General features: G+C 70.4%; 13 protein-coding genes and 2 pseudogenes. 12 read left to right on the top strand and 3 right to left on the bottom strand.

The annotated features are described in order from the left end of the window. Window positions 1-34 precede the first annotated feature (34 nt). Together KME80_RS19450 and KME80_RS52765 are read right to left on the bottom strand one after the other, a co-directional pair. Window positions 35-676: pseudogene (locus KME80_RS19450) on the bottom strand (response regulator); the annotation flags it as partial. Further along, window positions 673-1827, bottom strand: a complete 1155-nt coding sequence (locus KME80_RS52765) for a sensor histidine kinase (protein ID WP_219507162.1) — start codon at window positions 1825-1827, stop codon at window positions 673-675. The pseudogene KME80_RS19450 and the gene KME80_RS52765, both read right to left, overlap by 4 nt. Before the next feature lie 173 nt (window positions 1828-2000). Between KME80_RS52765 and KME80_RS19440 the strand changes: the two genes are divergently transcribed. The 9 genes and pseudogenes from KME80_RS19440 to KME80_RS19410 all read left to right on the top strand — a co-directional run bounded on the left by KME80_RS19440 (window position 2001) and on the right by KME80_RS19410 (window position 10837). Beyond that, complete coding sequence (locus KME80_RS19440; RefSeq protein ID WP_219507160.1) at window positions 2001-2159, top strand: hypothetical protein; 159 nt, start codon at window positions 2001-2003, stop codon at window positions 2157-2159. Window positions 2160-2195: 36 nt separating this feature from the next. Next, window positions 2196-2528, top strand: a pseudogene (locus tag KME80_RS53215) (MvdC/MvdD family ATP grasp protein); the annotation flags it as partial. 359 nt (window positions 2529-2887) lie between these two features. Next, window positions 2888-3223, top strand: coding sequence for a hypothetical protein (locus KME80_RS19435; RefSeq protein ID WP_219507159.1), 336 nt, complete (start codon window positions 2888-2890; stop codon window positions 3221-3223). A gap of 163 nt (window positions 3224-3386) precedes the next feature. Continuing rightward, entirely contained in the window at window positions 3387-4502 is a 1116-nt protein-coding gene (locus KME80_RS19430) for an ABC transporter transmembrane domain-containing protein (protein WP_246645217.1), read from the top strand. Further along, window positions 4484-4837 (top strand): ATP-binding cassette domain-containing protein, encoded by a 354-nt coding sequence (locus tag KME80_RS50410; RefSeq protein WP_308125833.1) that lies wholly within the window; start codon window positions 4484-4486, stop codon window positions 4835-4837. Before KME80_RS19430 ends, KME80_RS50410 begins: the two co-directional genes overlap by 19 nt. Window positions 4838-5183: 346 nt before the next feature. Beyond that, the gene (locus KME80_RS19425) at window positions 5184-5639 is read left to right on the top strand and encodes a GNAT family N-acetyltransferase (protein ID WP_219507157.1); all 456 of its coding nucleotides are present in this window, start codon (window positions 5184-5186) and stop codon (window positions 5637-5639) included. 375 nt (window positions 5640-6014) lie between these two features. Then, window positions 6015-6869, top strand: coding sequence for an alpha/beta fold hydrolase (locus tag KME80_RS19420; protein WP_219507156.1), 855 nt, complete (start codon window positions 6015-6017; stop codon window positions 6867-6869). Between the two features lie 242 nt (window positions 6870-7111). After that, window positions 7112-8479, top strand: coding sequence for a tyrosine-type recombinase/integrase (locus KME80_RS19415; RefSeq protein WP_219507155.1), 1368 nt, complete (start codon window positions 7112-7114; stop codon window positions 8477-8479). Window positions 8480-9595: 1116 nt separating this feature from the next. Beyond that, window positions 9596-10837, top strand: coding sequence for an FAD-dependent monooxygenase (locus KME80_RS19410; RefSeq protein ID WP_219507154.1), 1242 nt, complete (start codon window positions 9596-9598; stop codon window positions 10835-10837). 248 nt (window positions 10838-11085) lie between these two features. Here the strand turns inward: KME80_RS19410 and KME80_RS19405 are convergent, their stop codons facing one another. Next, complete coding sequence (locus KME80_RS19405) at window positions 11086-11391, bottom strand: DUF1330 domain-containing protein (protein WP_219507153.1); 306 nt, start codon at window positions 11389-11391, stop codon at window positions 11086-11088. 188 nt (window positions 11392-11579) lie between these two features. Here KME80_RS19405 and KME80_RS19400 point away from each other — a divergent pair, with 188 nt between their 5' ends. The 3 genes from KME80_RS19400 (at window position 11580) to KME80_RS19390 (ending at window position 15093) form a co-directional block, all read left to right on the top strand. After that, a complete protein-coding gene (locus KME80_RS19400) occupies window positions 11580-12482 on the top strand; it encodes a LysR family transcriptional regulator (protein WP_219507152.1) in 903 nt (300 codons plus the stop codon). A gap of 446 nt (window positions 12483-12928) precedes the next feature. Continuing rightward, window positions 12929-13630, top strand: a complete 702-nt coding sequence (locus tag KME80_RS19395; protein ID WP_219507151.1) for a response regulator transcription factor — start codon at window positions 12929-12931, stop codon at window positions 13628-13630. Then, window positions 13627-15093: a sensor histidine kinase gene (locus KME80_RS19390; RefSeq protein ID WP_219507150.1), complete on the top strand. Its 1467-nt coding sequence runs from the start codon at window positions 13627-13629 to the stop codon at window positions 15091-15093. Before KME80_RS19395 ends, KME80_RS19390 begins: the two co-directional genes overlap by 4 nt. Window positions 15094-15168 lie beyond the last annotated feature (75 nt).

Below are 15168 nucleotides of genomic sequence, written 5' to 3'. Positions count from 1 at the left end.
CGGCAGGATGGCGGTCAGCGCCTCGCCTCGCCTCGCCGGACTTGACCAGGCCCTGCTCGTAGGCGAAGACCACCGCTGCCACCCGATCACGTAACCCTGCCTTGGTCAGCACCCGGGACAGGTGCGTCTTCACCGTGGCCTCGGACAGGTGCAGCGCTTGGGCGATCTCCGCGTTCGAGCGACCGCGCCCGACGTGGGCCAGCACCTCCCGCTCACGGTCGGTGAGGCGTTCCAGGGCTCGCCCGCCTCCGGGCGGCATCGTCAGGAAGCGCTCGATGAGCCGCCGGGTCACCGCCGGCGCGAGCAGCGCCTGCCCGGCGGCGACCGTTCGTACAGCCTCGGCGAGCTGGCCGGGCGGGGCGTCCTTCAGCAGGAAGCCGCCGGCGCCCACCCGCAGCGCCTCGTAGACGTACTGGTCGAGATCGAACGTCGTGAGCACCAGCACCGTGGGGGCATCGGTTCGGGCGCGGATGCGCCGGGTGGCCTCGATACCGTCCAACACGGGCATCCGGATGTCCATCAGCACCACGTCGGGCCGTAGGCGAGAGGCCCCGGTGACCGCTTCGGCTCCGTCCGCGGCCATGCCCGCCACCTCGATGTCGGGTTGAACGCCGAGCATGGCCGACAGTCCGGAGCGCGCCAGCGCGTGGTCGTCGGCGATCAGGACCCGGATCATGGGGGCTCCACAGGCAGGTGCAGGCGGACGGCGTAGCCGCCGTCCGCGGCGGGACCGGATTCAAGTGTTCCACCGTAGAGGCGGGCGCGCTCCCGCATTCCGACCAGGCCGTGCCCGGGCGGAGCCGAGGCCGGTGGCGCGTGTCCGGGGCCGGGCGGCGCGTTGACGACCTCCAGGTCGAGCTGCCCGATTCCGTACGTGACGCGGACTTCGGTGTCGGCCGGACCGGCATGGCGCCGGACGTTGGTAAGCGCCTCCTGGATGATCCGGTAGACGGCCAGCTCCAGCCCGGCAGGCAGCGTGCGTCGCCCTCCTTGCTCGATCAGTCGCACCGGCAATCCGCCCGTGCGCGCCTGTTCCACGAGCTCGGGGAGCCGGTCGAGGGTGGGCTGCGGCGTGAGGGCGTCGTCGCCGTCGTCGCGCAGAGCCTCCAGCAGGTGGCGCATCTCGGTCAGCGCTTCGCGGGCCATGTCGGCCACCAAGTCCATGTGGTCGCGTGCCCGTTCCGGTTCGCCCACGGCCAGCTCACGCGCGGCTCCGGCGTTCACCGCGATGATCGACAGGGAGTGCGCGACCACGTCGTGCAGCTCCCGCGCGATCCGCAGCCGCTCGGCGGCGACCGCCTCCAGCGCCTGCTCACGGGTACGTTCGTGGGCGTCGCGCAACTGGACCTCCCGGCGGCGCAGCAGTCGCCCGGCCATCCACGCGCCGGTGACGAAGAAGACCATGACCACGGCGGAGCCGGCGTCCGGCCGGGTGTCGTAGAACTGCAGGACGATCGCGCCGGCCATGCCCCCGACAGCGCCGCACCACGCTCCGAGCGCCACCGGCAGCGACCGTGTGTGCAGCGCGGCGGAGAAGGCGGCCACGAGCATCGCCGGGAACGGCGCGACCGTGGCGGGCGGGCCGTCGGCAGTGGCGGCCCGCAGCAGCAGCGCGGCCACGATGACAGCGAGAACGAGCAGCGGTACGTGCCGCCGTACCGCCAGCGGAACCGTCGTCACCAGGGCGAAGGCGATCCCGGCCCAGAGCGGGTCCGGGCCCGGTGGCAGCACCTCGGCGACAGCCCAGACGGCCAGCAGTACGGCGAGCGCCAGGTCCGAGCGGGGCGGGCGCCGGGGCACCTGGGCCAGCCGTGCGAGGGGGTCCACCCGCAGAACGGTACTGCCGGGCCGGGCCATGAGCGTCAGCCGGTTGAGGTAGCCGGGTCAGCCTCCGGTGGTAGGCGATCGCGCCGCCGGGCGGACGCGCCCGGAACCGGATGATCTCTAGCGTTGCGTCGTGACATCGGAAGAAAACGATCAAACATCGTAAGAGGTGAGCAATGAGCATTCGCTTGGACGATCTCGACAAGGCCGCCGAGCTGCCCGAGGACGCCCTGGACGACATCGTCGGGGGCCGGGGCATGCAAGGGCCGTCGTGCGCCTATCTGGCCAGCAGTCATGAGGGCCGGACCGTCGACAGGCTGGACATCCAGGTGTGACGGCAACGCCTGAAGCCATAGTGCGGTAAGGGCGGCGTGCCCGTGCTTACCTGGCACGCCGCCCGCCGACGACAAGGAAATCCGTTGATCCTCATCCTCAGCGCCGAGAACGACGATTCGGTGAGGATGGTCGTTCCTGAACTCGTCAAGCGCGGTGCCGAGTTTCTGTGGTGGGATCCGGGCGGCTACCCCGCCCGCACTACGATGAGCTCGCGCCTGACCGGCGGGTCATGGCGGCACACGCTGCGCATCGACGGCCGCGCGTACGACTGCTCGCGGTTCACCGCGATCTGGAACCGCCATCCCACCCACCCGCAGGCCCCCGAGCCGGTCACTGACGCGAACCACCGGAAGTACGTCGAGAAGATCGCGACCATCCTGCTGCGCGGGTGGGAGCACACCGTCGAGGCGCGTCCGGGCCGAGCGGGACCCGTCGATCCAGGAGGAGCTGATCGACCACTTCCTCCTCGGCGCCCTGACCGGCGAGGAGCCGCCGCCCACCCAGGAGGAGCTCCAACGCGCGTCCGACGACTTCCGGATCAGGAAGGGCCTGCACGCCCGCGCCGACCTGACGCGCTGGCTGGAGAGCGTGGGCCTGACCGAGACGGCCTACACCAGCCACATCACCCGGCCTGGCGGTCAAGCAGCGGGTCCGCGCCCGCATCGAGCGGCAGACGGCACGCGACTACCTGGCGCGCAATCCGGCGGAGTTCGAGGGGGTCTGGGCGTTGTGGGCGGAAGGCCCGGAGGACCGCCTCGCCGTACCGGCAAGCGCCCCCGACCCCGTCGCCGCCCTCACCCGGGCGCTCGCCGGCCGCGACCGGATCACCGTCACCACCGCCGACGGCCCCGCCCTCGACCAGCCCGAACCGCTGCGCACCGCCCCCGCCGGAACCGTCGTCGGGCCGGTCCCGTACGGGAGGAGTCACCTGCTCGGCGTCGTCCGCGAACGCCGTCCCGCCGACCCCGCCGACCCGCGCACCCTCGCCGCCGGTCGCGCGGGCCTTGCGGAGTACCTGGCCGGACTGCGGGCCAAGGCCGACGTCGAATGGCACTGGCTGTGACCGCGCCTGATCGCCGTGGCCCGTCGTTCGCACTGCTCTGGCTCGCGGTGGCGGTGCCGGCGGCGGGCGGGGTGGTGGCGGTACTGATCGCGGGCGTCCGGTGAGCCGGCTGCGGGTGGTGCTCCAAAACACGCAGACCGAGTGCGGGGCGGCATGCCTGGCCATGGTCCTGGGCCATCACGGCCACCGGACGACGGTCACCGAGCTGTCGGAGCGCCTCGGCGTCGGCTGGGACGGCCTCAGCGCCCGCGCCGTCGTGGCGGGCGCCCGCGAGCACGGAATGGCCGCCAAGGCGCTCCGGCTCGCCCCCGGCGAGGCCGCCCGTGCGCCGCTCCCGGCCATCGCCCACTGGGAATCCAACCACTTCGTGGTGGTCGAGCGCTGGGCCGCCGGCCGCGTCGACCTCGTCGACCCCGGCCAGGGGCGGCGACGGCTGACCCAGGCGGAGTTCGCGGCGGGCTTCACCGGCGTCCTGCTCCTCTTCGAACCGGGCGCGGGATCCCGGCGCGGCCCGTCGCCGGCCGACGCCTGGCGGCGACAGTTCGTACGGACGCTGCTGGCCCGCCGGCGCGGCCTGCTCGCGCAGGTCATCGCGGCCTCGCTGCTGCTGCAGTTGGCCGGCCTGGCCCTGCCGCTGTTCTCCGAGCTGCTGCTGGACACGGTACTGCCGCAGCGCGCCGCCGCCCTGCTGCCGCTGCTCGGCGCGGCGGTACTGATCGCGGGGGCGGCCCAGCTCGTGCTCGGCTACCTGCGGGCGGCGCTGCTGGTGACCGTACGCGCCGGTGCCGACCGGGAGCTGAGCGAGGGGGTGGTCGGCCATCTGGTAGCCCTGCCCTACACGTACTTCACTCGGCGGGGCACCGGCGACCTGGTCACCCGCGCCTCCAGCGTCTCGACCCTGCGCGAACTGCTCACCGGCCAGATCATCACCGCGGTCCTCGACGGGCCACTCGCCATCGGCTACCTGGCGCTCGTCCACGCCCGCGACCCAGTCTTCGGGGCGGCGCTCACGGGCGTGGTGCTGCTCCAGTCGCTGCTGCTGCTGGCCATGTCCCGGCGCGTACACCTGCTGACCCAGCGGGAGCTGGCGGCCCTGGCCAAGTCGCAGGGCGCCCTCATCCAGACGCTCAGCGGCATCGAGACGCTCAAAGCGTCGGGCGCGGAGCGCAGGGCTGTCGAGCAGTGGTCGGGTCACTTCGCCCAGCAGCTCGACGCGGACGTACAGGTCGGCCTCACCCACGGCTTCCTGGACGCCGTCGTGTGTACGACACCATGCTGACCGAGGGCGGCGGCCTGTCCGGCGGCCAGCGGCAACGACTGGCGCTGGCCCGCGCCGTACTGTCCCGGCCCAGGGTGCTTCTCCTCGACGAGGCCACCAGCAACCTCGACAGCGCCACCGAGGCCGCCATCGAAGCCCGCCTGGCTCGGCTGCCGCAGACCAGGATCGTCATCGCTCACCGGCTCAGCACGGTCAGGGACGCTGACCTCATCCTGGTCCTGGACGCGGGCCGAATCGTCCAGCGCGGCACCCACGACCAACTGATCAGCGTGCCCGGGAAGTACGCCGAACTCGTCGCGACCCAGGCCGATATGTCACGTGGTCCGGGCCATTGAACCATCGCCTGTTCCGGCGGAATCTCAGACCTCGACGGCGCCGTAGACGCGGCCACCCGTACGGGCCCAGCTCAGGCACCGCCGTGACCGCGATGCTGTTTACCGGTCTGGAGCCAATATGAACATGACGTGGTCGGCACTCTCGCCGGAGCATCTCACTCAGATAGCTGGTCTTGCGGGCCGATGCACGGCACGTGATGGAGGAGAGCAGGAGGCTTGGGGGCGATCTTCTGGGGCGACGCTATGGCCTGGACATGATCAGCGTCGGCGTGTTCGGCGAGGACCGGTTGCTGGCTCCTGGATGCGTGCGTCTGGTGGCCTGCGCCAGAGCTTCGGCGAAGACGTGATGCGCCTCGACCTGCACGCTCTTCCCCCGACCGCGATCCCCGCCGGCATCACCGTCCAGCCCTGGGAGGAAGACACGCGCCACCTCTTCTTTCAGGCGTACCAGCGGTCTTTCGCCGACCGGCCCGGATTTCCCGGCTGGTCACAGCAGCAATGGATCGACTGGACCGTCGACGACGCCTTCCGCCCCCACTGCTCGCTGGTGGCACGCCGGCACGATGGAGATCTTCTCGGCTTCGTGACCTGCGCTCAAGGTTTCCTGATCCAGATCGGCACGCTTCCCGCACGGCGCGGTCAGGGGATCGGCCGGATGCTCGCGCTGGCCGCGCTGGACAGGCTCCGCGCAGCCGGAGACACGCATGTCCTCCTCGACATCAACGTCAACAACCCCGCGTCGGCCGCACTGTTCAGCGGACTGGGATTCACCCCCATCGCCCGACGCGCACGCTACGAGTAACCCTCTGGCAGCGCGCAGGCGCATGAGCGCGGCAACACTGGAGGACACGGTCGGTCGCCTCGCGCTTGGCCGTCCGTTCCTCCGCCCCCCCGATGCCAGAATCGACTCCCATGAAGCTCCATTGTGCTTACTGGCCACCTGATGATGATCAGCTACTGACAGAAGAATGAGAACTCTCACTGGGCCCAGGCAAACTGATGCGGCACGGGGCTTCTCCGAGGCGCCCCGTCCCTCTCGGGCTCGATGAGCGAGGGTCGCGACGTGCGCATGTCGCTGGCGGCTGGGGCAGAGTGAGCGTTCGCCCACATCGCGTTATATCGCATTAGGGTGGCAACCCTGGGGGCCGGTCGAGGCACGTCCGAAGGGATGACCGCGATGGATGTCAACACGTCAGGCACCACGGGCTCCGTCTCCTCCTCAGACGGAACCACCATCGGTTACCAGCGGCTCGGCAGCGGCCCGCCGATCGTCCTCGTTCACGGCGGCATGGAGTCGGCGGGGAGCCACGTGCAGCTGGCCGAGGAACTGGCCGGCGAGTTCACCGTCTACCTGCCCGACCGGCGCGGCCGCGGGCTGAGCGGCCCCCATGGGGCCGACTACGGCCTGCGCAGGGAGGTCGAGGACCTCGAAGCGCTGCTCGCCGCGACAGGCGCCAAGGCGCTGTTCGGCCTGAGCTCGGGCGCCATCATCTGCCTGCAGGCGGCGCTCGACCTGCCGACAGTACGCAAGGTGGCCGTCTACGAGCCGCCGCTGTCGATCAACGGGTCGCTGGCCACCGACTGGCTACCCCGCTTCGACCGGGAGATCGAGGCGGGCGACCACGCCGAAGCGCTGGTCATCGCGACGAAGGAGACTCAGCTGTTCCGGCACGCCCCGCCCGGATGGCTGCTCAAGCCCATCGTCCGGCTCATGCTCGGCGACATGCTGCGACTCGTCCCGACCTTTCACTACGACGCCCAACTCATCATCGAGACGACAGACCAGTGGCGGCGCTTCGCCGGCATCAAAGCCGACGTCCTGCTCATGGGCGGCGGCAAGAGCCCGGCCTATCTGAAGGGCGCGCTCGACGAGCTGAAACGCCTGCTGCCCGACGCGGAACGCGTCGAGTTCGCCAAGCTCAACCACGGCGGCTCGGGCAACAGGAACAGAGGCGGCAATCCGCCCCTGGTGGCCAGGGAACTGCACAGGTTCTTCACGAGCCCACCACGACCGAACACCGACGGACGCTGATCACGATCAATGTGGCACGATCAGGCTCGTCACGACCCTGACGGGAGCCCGGGCGTGCGGTTGTGGTGGCCACAGCCCAGCGCCCGCATTCCGTGTGCATCAGCTTCGCTGAGCCGGTCGGCAGGCCCGCGGCTCAGCGAAGCTGATGCATTCTGGGCAGGCTTGTTACACCCGGCATCATTTCTCTTGAGTCAGGACACCGGAGAGGCCCCCTCGGAGCGCCTCGATCTCGAAGGAGTCGTATGAGCCGTGACGACGTGCTCGTGCCCACCGCGGTGTGGCGTCCCGGGGCGGGCGCGACGCTTGCCGATGCGGGCGGTCGTGGCGGCGGGGGAGTGGTCGGCGGGGTCGGTCAGGCGGCCGAGCCGCCGTTGCCGCCGCCCGCGCCGCTGGTGGATTCGGTCGGTGACATCGCCGGGCTGCGTCCCCGGCGGCGGCCGAGGGACGGCGGTGAGGTGCCCGGCGCCGACGTTGACCTCATCGACGCGTTGCCGCGCACCGACGACGTGCCTACCCCCGGTCAGCGGGCCAGTTGGCCGACGGTGGCCGCGTGGCTGCGCGCGGGCAGGACCGCCGCGACCCGCCGCGCCCGGCTGGCCGACCTGGCCAAGTTCGTACGCTGGTGGGCCGCCGCCGCGCCCGGCGCCGGGCTGTGGCAGGTCAGCGAGGACGTCCTGGTCGCCTACGCCGAGCAGCTGGGCACCGGCGGCGGCCATGCGGCGGTGCTCGGCCGGGGCGGTGGCCCGCTGGCCGCCGCGACGGTCAAACGGCACATTTCCACGCTGAAATCGCTGTACGGGTATGCGGTGCGCCGCCGGGTGATCAGCCACAGCCCCGCTACGTTCGTGGAGACGCCCGAGGTCGGCAAGGTCGGCACCACCCCCGCACTGGCCCTCGACGAGGCCGCCGCCCTCGTACGCGGTGCGCAGCAGATCGCCCCGCGTCATCCGGTCGACGCCGCGGCGGTGATGCTGCTGGCCACCCTCGGGCTGCGCGCCGCTGAGCTGGAGGGGCTGACGGCGGGGCGGATCGAGCGTTCGGCGGGGCACTGGGTGATCGCCTTCCGGCTCAAGGGCGGCCGGCAGGTCGTCGTGCCGCTGGCCGCCGAGGTGATGGAGCTGCTCCGGCCGCTGCTGGACGGCCGCCGCACCGACCAGCTGCTCCTGCTACGCGCCGACGGGCGCAGCTTCGACCGCTGGCGGCAGCAGACCGCGCTGCGCCGGGCCGCCCGCGCCGCAGGGCTGGACATCGCGAAGCTGACCCCGCACATGCTCCGCGCCACCGCCGCCACCCTGCTGCGGGCCGCAGGCGTCGCCGTCGAAGACGTCCAGGAACTGCTCGGGCACGCCTCCCCGGTCACCACCCAGCGCTACGACCGCGGCCAGAGCGCACTGGACGGCCACGCCGCCTACCGGCTCACCGACCTGCTCACCGGACAGCCCACCACCGGCCCCGGGGAGGCCACCGAGGTCACGGTGGCCGTCGATGAGACGAACGGGGAGGATGCCACAGCGCGCGCTCGCCGGCCTCGGCCTCCGCGTCATCGGGGAGCACAGCCACTGGCAGGAAAACGCCGCAAGACCGGCGACCCCTCGCGACGTAAACGCTGAGCAGGCTGTGTCGGCCGGCCGCAGCGCACTCCTGGCACGAGTCCTCTGCCCGCGCCAAGGCCGGAACTCCTGCTGTCTCGGCTCGACCCGAAACCCGGCCGCTGCCCGTCTTGGTGACCGAGATGTTACGGACGGGCACCGACAGTTTCGGCGTAGGGGATCAGCGCGCTGGTGAGCAGCCCGGCCCGCGCGCACGCGGCAGCGTTATCGTCCAGGTGGTTTCGTGTCGGTCAGGCGTGAGCCCTACCCGACGAGCAAGATCACACTGCCGAGCTTGCGGGCGTGTGCCCGCCAGCCGGGCGGGGTCACGAGGTGCAAATCCCAGATGAACGACTGGTCTGGTGGGGCATGGGGTGATAGCACGGTCGTGCAGCGTCATCGCGATGATCACGTTGATCTGGTCGCCAACAGTCCCAGGGGCGGCGACGGGGGTAATCCGTTATGAGTTCGAAGCAGGCGCGAAGCGGGTGAGCGGGCAACCTTGGGACAGGGGACGTGCTCGCCTTGGCCTGACCACCTCAGGCTCCGTCGCCGAGCAGGAACTCCGCCACGCTCGCTGGGGGGTCACGCAGTACTGAAGCCGGCGCCAAGGGGTCGGTCCACACCTCGGCCGCCACCGTCCGGTCATGATCCACGGCGCGCGACCTTCACTTCGCCGAGTCCGTCACGATGCCCCATCATCCAACCAACGAAGAGCGCTGACGACGCTGAACTTCCCGCCGCATGGCCTGGTCACGTCCACGGACGTGGTCCCGCGTCCATTTGACGTCTGGTTCTGTCGATGACAGGTGACAGCGATCGTTTCCGCTGCAAGGTGATGTCGCTGGGAAGTAACAGCGCCCCGAGGACTGGTGGTGCGAGCATTGATGTGCTTCGCGGGATGAGGTGGCGCTGGTGCAGCCCAAGTCCAAGGTCGAGTTGTATGCGGCGGTCCGCCGCGATTCTCGAGGCCGTGCTTCAATCCGCCGGCCAGGCGATAGAGGGGAACATTTGTCCAAGCCACCGGCGCGTACCGGCGGCGACAGTGGGCTCATGAACGTTTCCGACGGGCGGTCACGGCCGGTCGACCGCGCGCTCCACGACGTACGGGTGGGCTGAATGACAAGCAGGAATGCCATGCGGATTCTCATCTCCGGCGCCAGCATCGCCGGTCCGGTCCTGGCGTACTGGCTGACCAGGCACGGCTTCTCCGTCACCGTCGTCGAGCGCGCGCCGGCTTTGCGCAAGACCGGCGGCCACGCGGTCGACCTGTTCCGGCCCGCGATGAACATCTCGCAGCAGATGGGCCTGATCGCGCGCGTCGAGGAGCGGGCCACCGGCACCAACCGGATGACCATTCATCAGGAGGGCGCCCGGCGCCCTGTCCGGGTGAACCTGTCCAAGATCTTCAACGCCACCTCCGACCGGCACCTGGAGATCATGCGCGACGACCTGAGCGAGATCTACTATGACGCCACCCGCGACCACGTCGAGTACCTCTTCGGCGACTCGATCACCGCGATCTCGCCCGACGGCGAGGTACAGTTCGAGCGCGCCACGCCGCGCCGCTTCAACATCGTCGTCGGCGCGGACGGGCTGCACTCCAACGTGCGCCGCCTCATTTTCGGCGAGGAGCCCCGCTTCGGCGCCTTCATCGGCGCCTACTTCGGGGTGCTGACCCTGCCTCACGCCTTCGGCCTCGACGGAGAGCTCCTCATGCACGTCGGCGTGGGCCGCACCGCCGGCATGTACGGCGCGCGACACCTCGACGAGGCACGGGCGTTGCTCCTGTTCCGTAGTGAACACGAGCTCGACTACCACCACCACGACGTGCCCCGGCAGAAGGAGCTGCTGCGCGGCGCGTTCGACGGCATGCACCCCGAGGTGGACCGCTGGCTGGACGAGCTGGACCGTACGCCGGCCTTCTACTTCGACTCGATCACCCAGGTCCGCATGGACACCTGGTCGCGCGGCCGGGTGACGCTCGTCGGCGACGCCGGCTACTGTCCCGGCCCGGCCGTCGGCGGCAGTACCAGCCTGGCCGTCGTCGGCGCGTACGTACTGGCCGGGGAACTGGCGCGAGCGGGCGGCGATCACCAGCGCGCCTTCCCCGCCTACGAGCACGCGATGGCCGGGCACGTGCGCGGCAGCCACGCGGCCGCGCTCAGCGCGGCCAAAACCCTGATCCCCGCCTCCCGCCTCGGCGTACGAGGACTGGCCCAGGGCGCCCGCCTGATCTCCGCCCTGCCCGCCCGGCCCCGGCGAGCACTTCTCCGCCTGGCCAGCAAGAGCGCACGCCTGCACAACGCCATGACCCTCGACGACTACTCGCCGTCGCTCCCCGCATCAGCAGGCCGGAGCGACCTCGCGGGCTGCTAGGACATGGAGTAGCCCGCCGCACGGCACCGGGCTGCTGTTGGACGACGACGTGGCGCCTGCGGGAATGGTAGCTTTCGGCCCGGCGATCGCCGGGGGAGGTTGAGATCCTATGGAGGAAGTCTTCCCCGCTACCGGCGGCCGGCCGGGGCCGGTCGAGCGCATGGGCGGGAGCTGCCAGGCCAGGCCCAGGTCGATGAGGTTGAGCAGGACACGGCAGGCTGCCGGTGGCCTCATGCAGGCCGTCGAGGTCAGTCGATGCCGTCGATGATGCGGAAGTCGCGCTCGAAGCCGTCAGGGAGGGCCACCAGCGCCTTCTGGTACGCCTCACTCTCGTATGCCGCGACAGCCTGTTCAAAGCTGGCGAACTCGATGAGAACGACGCGTTGCGCAATTCCGGCCTCGTGGGCGACGACTCGACCGCCCTGGGACGGGAGGAGGGATATGGTGCGCCCGCCTCCAGCCTGGACAGCCGGACCGGCCAGCTTGTCGTAGGCAGTCAGCCCCTCAGGGTCGGAAATAGCGGGGTAGACACTGACCCAGTAGCCCTTGGCCACGGAAACCTCCTGTGTTGGGCCGGACACGTCCGACTTCGCATTGACATGCAGATCGATCGATCCCGGCGATGGGTACTGCGGCCGGTTGAATCGTCATATGCGCAGGTTAGGGCTTGGTGCGCGGCCGAGGGAAAGACCGGTACGGGATAGACTCAGAACGGATCGTTATCAATCGGCGGGGAGGGCACGTGGCGCCGGATACGGTGAGCCTGCGCTACTTCCTGGTACTGGCGCAGGAGCTGAACTTCACCCGCGCGGCCGCACGGATCGGTATCGCACAGCCCGCACTCAGCGCCCGGATGCGCCGGTTGGAGGCGGAACTCGGTACGGCCCTGCTGGTCCGCAACACGCGTAGCGTCGCATTGACCACGGCCGGTGCGGCTTTGGCGGAGTCCGCACCGCCCGCGCTGGCGGCGCTGGACCGGGCATGGGACACCGCCCGGAGCGCGGCGGCCGGTGAGCTGGGCACGCTGCGCATCGGATACAGCCTCAGCGCCGGGGCCGAGACGGTACCGGCCCTGGTGGACAGGCTGGTTCGCGGCAACAGCGGGCTCGAGGTCGGCGCGGTACCGATGGCGACACCGGAGATCTCCCTCGCGGTCGCCGATGGCCGAATCGATGCCGGGATCACCCGTGGTGAACAGCCGGGCCGTGGCGTGCGCCGGTTCCTGCTGCGGCGTATGCGCGTCGGGGTCCAGCTGGCGCAGCACCATCCGCTGGCCGAACACCCGGAGATCGAGATCGCCGACGCGGCCGCGTATCCGCTGCGACTCCCGGATCGTGCGGCCAACCCCGTGGTCCACGATCAGCTGTCCGCACTGTTCCGAGACATCCGGCCACACCCTCGATTCCACACGCCCGCTGTCTCCTTCGACATGTCTCAACGCGACCTGCTCGACGGGGTCACCCTCGCCCCGGCCGGAGAAGCCGCGGTCGCGGCAGCACCGCCCGGTGTCACCTGGCGACCGCTGCGGGGAGCGCCCAGCCTGACGATCCACCTGGTCCTCCCGCGCGAGCAATCGCCGCTGCACCGCCGCATCCGTGCCGTCGCCAAAACGCTGGCGCACGAGCTGCACTGGCTGCCGGACTGACGCACACGAGGTCAAGCAAGACGACGCCTGCGGTGGCGAGGCCGAAGACCTTGCGCCCGGCGGACTGGCTTAATGCCCGATCCGACCTCAGAACACCGGCGGATCAGCATCCGATGACGGCCCCGGGGTCGTGTCCGAGTCGTACACCGCGGCGACGTCCTCGCCCAGCCCGAGCTCTCGGCGGCTGGGCCACCGCTGCCTCCGGGACATCATCTAGCTAGATGTCGCGGCGGGACAGCAGCCGGCGGATGGTGGTCTTGGCGACCGCGCGGGTCCGTTCGCGCTTTCCTTGCGGCGTTCGGCGTCGGCCGGGGTGGCGAGGTAGGCGTCGGCGGCAACGTACAGGAGATTGTGGGGAGTGAGGAACGCGGCCCGACTTCGCGCCTCGCACGCTCGGGTCGTGGCCTTTCAGGCTGCACTTACACAGGTACCGTAGAACGGTACCCATGAACGAGTCCGTGCCCGCGAAAGTCCTGGTCGTTGACGACGAGCCCAACATCCGGGAGCTGTTGTCCGAGGCGCTGAGTCTCAACGGTTTCGACGTGCGAACCGCGTCCAGTGGACGGGCGGCGCTGAAAGCGGTGGCGTCCGAGCGGCCCGACATCATCGTGCTGGATGTGATGCTGCCTGACCTGGACGGCTTCACGGTCGCTCGCAGGTTGCGGGAGGCGCAGGACAGTCCGTTGGTGCTCTTCCTCACCGCCAAGGATGCCGTGTCGGACCGGATTTCCGGCCTGACCGCGGGCGGGGACGACTACGTCACCAAGCCGTTCAGCTTGGAGGAGGTGGTTCTGCGGCTGCGGGCGATCCTGCGCAGGGTCCGGCCCGTGCCGGAAGAGGTCGACGACCGGGTTCTCCGCTATGCGGATCTGGAGCTCGACGAGGAGGCTCATCTGGTGCGGCGGGCGGGGCGGGCCATCCATCTCTCGCCGACGGAGTTCAGCCTCCTGCACTATCTGATGATCAACGCCGAGCGGGTCGTCAGCAAGGGACAGATTCTGGAGCGGGTGTGGGACTTCGACATCGACGGTGACAGCCGGATCGTCGAGTCCTACATCAGTTACCTTCGGCGGAAGATCGACGCGGAAGGCCGGCCGTTGATCCACACGTTGCGCGGGCTGGGGTATCGCCTGCAGGATTCCTCATGAGGCTGGGTCGGCGTTCGTGGTCGCTGCGGCATCGGCTGCTGGCCGCCTTGCTGGGCCTGTGCGCTGCCGGTCTGGCCGTCTTCGCCGTGGCGGGCGTGCTGCTCCTGGATCGGGTGCTGCTGGCTCGGGTGGACACCCAGCTGACCGAACTGGTCCTCACCCTCGGCCGGCGCCCCCCGCCCACGGCGCCGCCTCCTCGGCGTCTCGGGGACATGGAGCTGCCGACACAGTTCCGGATGACCTTCTACGACGCGTACGGAAGCGTGGTGCGGCAGATGCCGCCCGACCTCTCCGACGGCCCCGCCCTGACGGCCCAGGAAGCCACGGCGCTACCGGCTCGCCCCGTCACGGTGGCCGGCAGGACCGGCTCGGAGGAGTGGCGTGTGCTCGTGGCGAGCGTGCCGGGCGGCGGGCGGGTGGCCGTGTCGATGTCGCTGGCGGCCAACCGGGAAACCGTGCGGCAGTTGCTGGTCATCGAGCTGGCCGCCGGCGTCCTGGTGCTGTCGCTGCTGGGCGCGGTCGCCTGGTTCGTGGTGCGGCTGGGCCTCCGTCCGCTGAACCGGATCGAGCGTACAGCGGAGGCGATCGCGGAGGGGGACACCGATCGCAGGGTCGACGACACCGATCCGCGCACCGAGACCGGCCGGCTGGGCCGGACCCTGAACGTGATGCTGGAGCGCCTGGCCCTCGCGCTGCGCGAGCGGGAGCAGTCCGAGCGGAGGCTGCGTCACTTCGTCGCCGACGCCTCGCACGAGTTGCGTACGCCGCTCACGTCCATCCGCGGCTTCGCCGAGCTGTACCACCACGGGCACAGGACGCGGGACCCGGCGGCCGAGCGGCTCTTCGGCCGGATCGAGGGCGAGGCCGAACGGATGGGCGTACTGGTCGAGGACATGCTTCTGCTGGCCCGCCTGGATCAGGAACCCACGCTGGAGCCCACTGTGGTGGACCTCCGGGTCCTCGCGGGTGATGTGGTGCACGCCGCCCAGGCCCGTGACCGCGAGCGCCCCATCCATCTGCACATCTCCGACGACCCGGTGCTCGTACGCGGCGACGAACACCGCCTGCACCAGGTCATCGCCAACCTGGTGGGAAACGCGATCACCCACACGGCGGCGGGCACCGCGGTGCGCGTCACGGTCAGGCGACGGACCGCCGGCGACGACGCACCCTACGGGGGCGTGCATGCGGGAACAGGACCTGCCGCGGATACGGAAGCGGCCTTGGTCGAGGTGCGCGACGAGGGACAGGGCATCGCCCCTGACGATCTGCCCCATGTGTTCGACCGGTTCTATCGCGCGGACCCGAGCCGCTCGCGCGCGTACGGCGGCACCGGGCTGGGGCTGGCCATCGCCGCCGCGCTGGTGCAGGCGCACGCGGGCAGGATCGAGGCGCGCAGCGCGCCCGGCGCGGGAGCGACGTTCCGCGTCCTGTTGCCTTTGTACCGGTCTCAGGACGGCTGAGCCTGCCGCGAATTCGCATATCAGCCAGGCCAAAACGGCAGGGGATGGGAACAGATTGTTCATCTCTGATTGGCG

Source organism: Nonomuraea ceibae (assembly GCF_019396325.1).
Taxonomy (GTDB): Bacteria; Actinomycetota; Actinomycetes; order Streptosporangiales; family Streptosporangiaceae; genus Nonomuraea; species Nonomuraea ceibae.
Note: the sequence above shows the minus strand (reverse complement) of the source record. Positions and strands in the feature narration are given on the sequence as shown.

Coding starts and splice junctions, on each gene's coding strand:
- KME80_RS19415 (WP_219507155.1), top strand. CDS start 7,112: ATGAGCCGTGACGACGTGCTCGTGCCCACCGCGGTGTGGCGTCCCGGG.
- KME80_RS19410 (WP_219507154.1), top strand. CDS start 9,596: ATGCGGATTCTCATCTCCGGCGCCAGCATCGCCGGTCCGGTCCTGGCG.
- KME80_RS19430 (WP_246645217.1), top strand. CDS start 3,387: ATGGTCCTGGGCCATCACGGCCACCGGACGACGGTCACCGAGCTGTCG.
- KME80_RS19425 (WP_219507157.1), top strand. CDS start 5,184: ATGCGCCTCGACCTGCACGCTCTTCCCCCGACCGCGATCCCCGCCGGC.
- KME80_RS19420 (WP_219507156.1), top strand. CDS start 6,015: ATGGATGTCAACACGTCAGGCACCACGGGCTCCGTCTCCTCCTCAGAC.
- KME80_RS19395 (WP_219507151.1), top strand. CDS start 12,929: ATGAACGAGTCCGTGCCCGCGAAAGTCCTGGTCGTTGACGACGAGCCC.
- KME80_RS19440 (WP_219507160.1), top strand. CDS start 2,001: ATGAGCATTCGCTTGGACGATCTCGACAAGGCCGCCGAGCTGCCCGAG.
- KME80_RS19390 (WP_219507150.1), top strand. CDS start 13,627: ATGAGGCTGGGTCGGCGTTCGTGGTCGCTGCGGCATCGGCTGCTGGCC.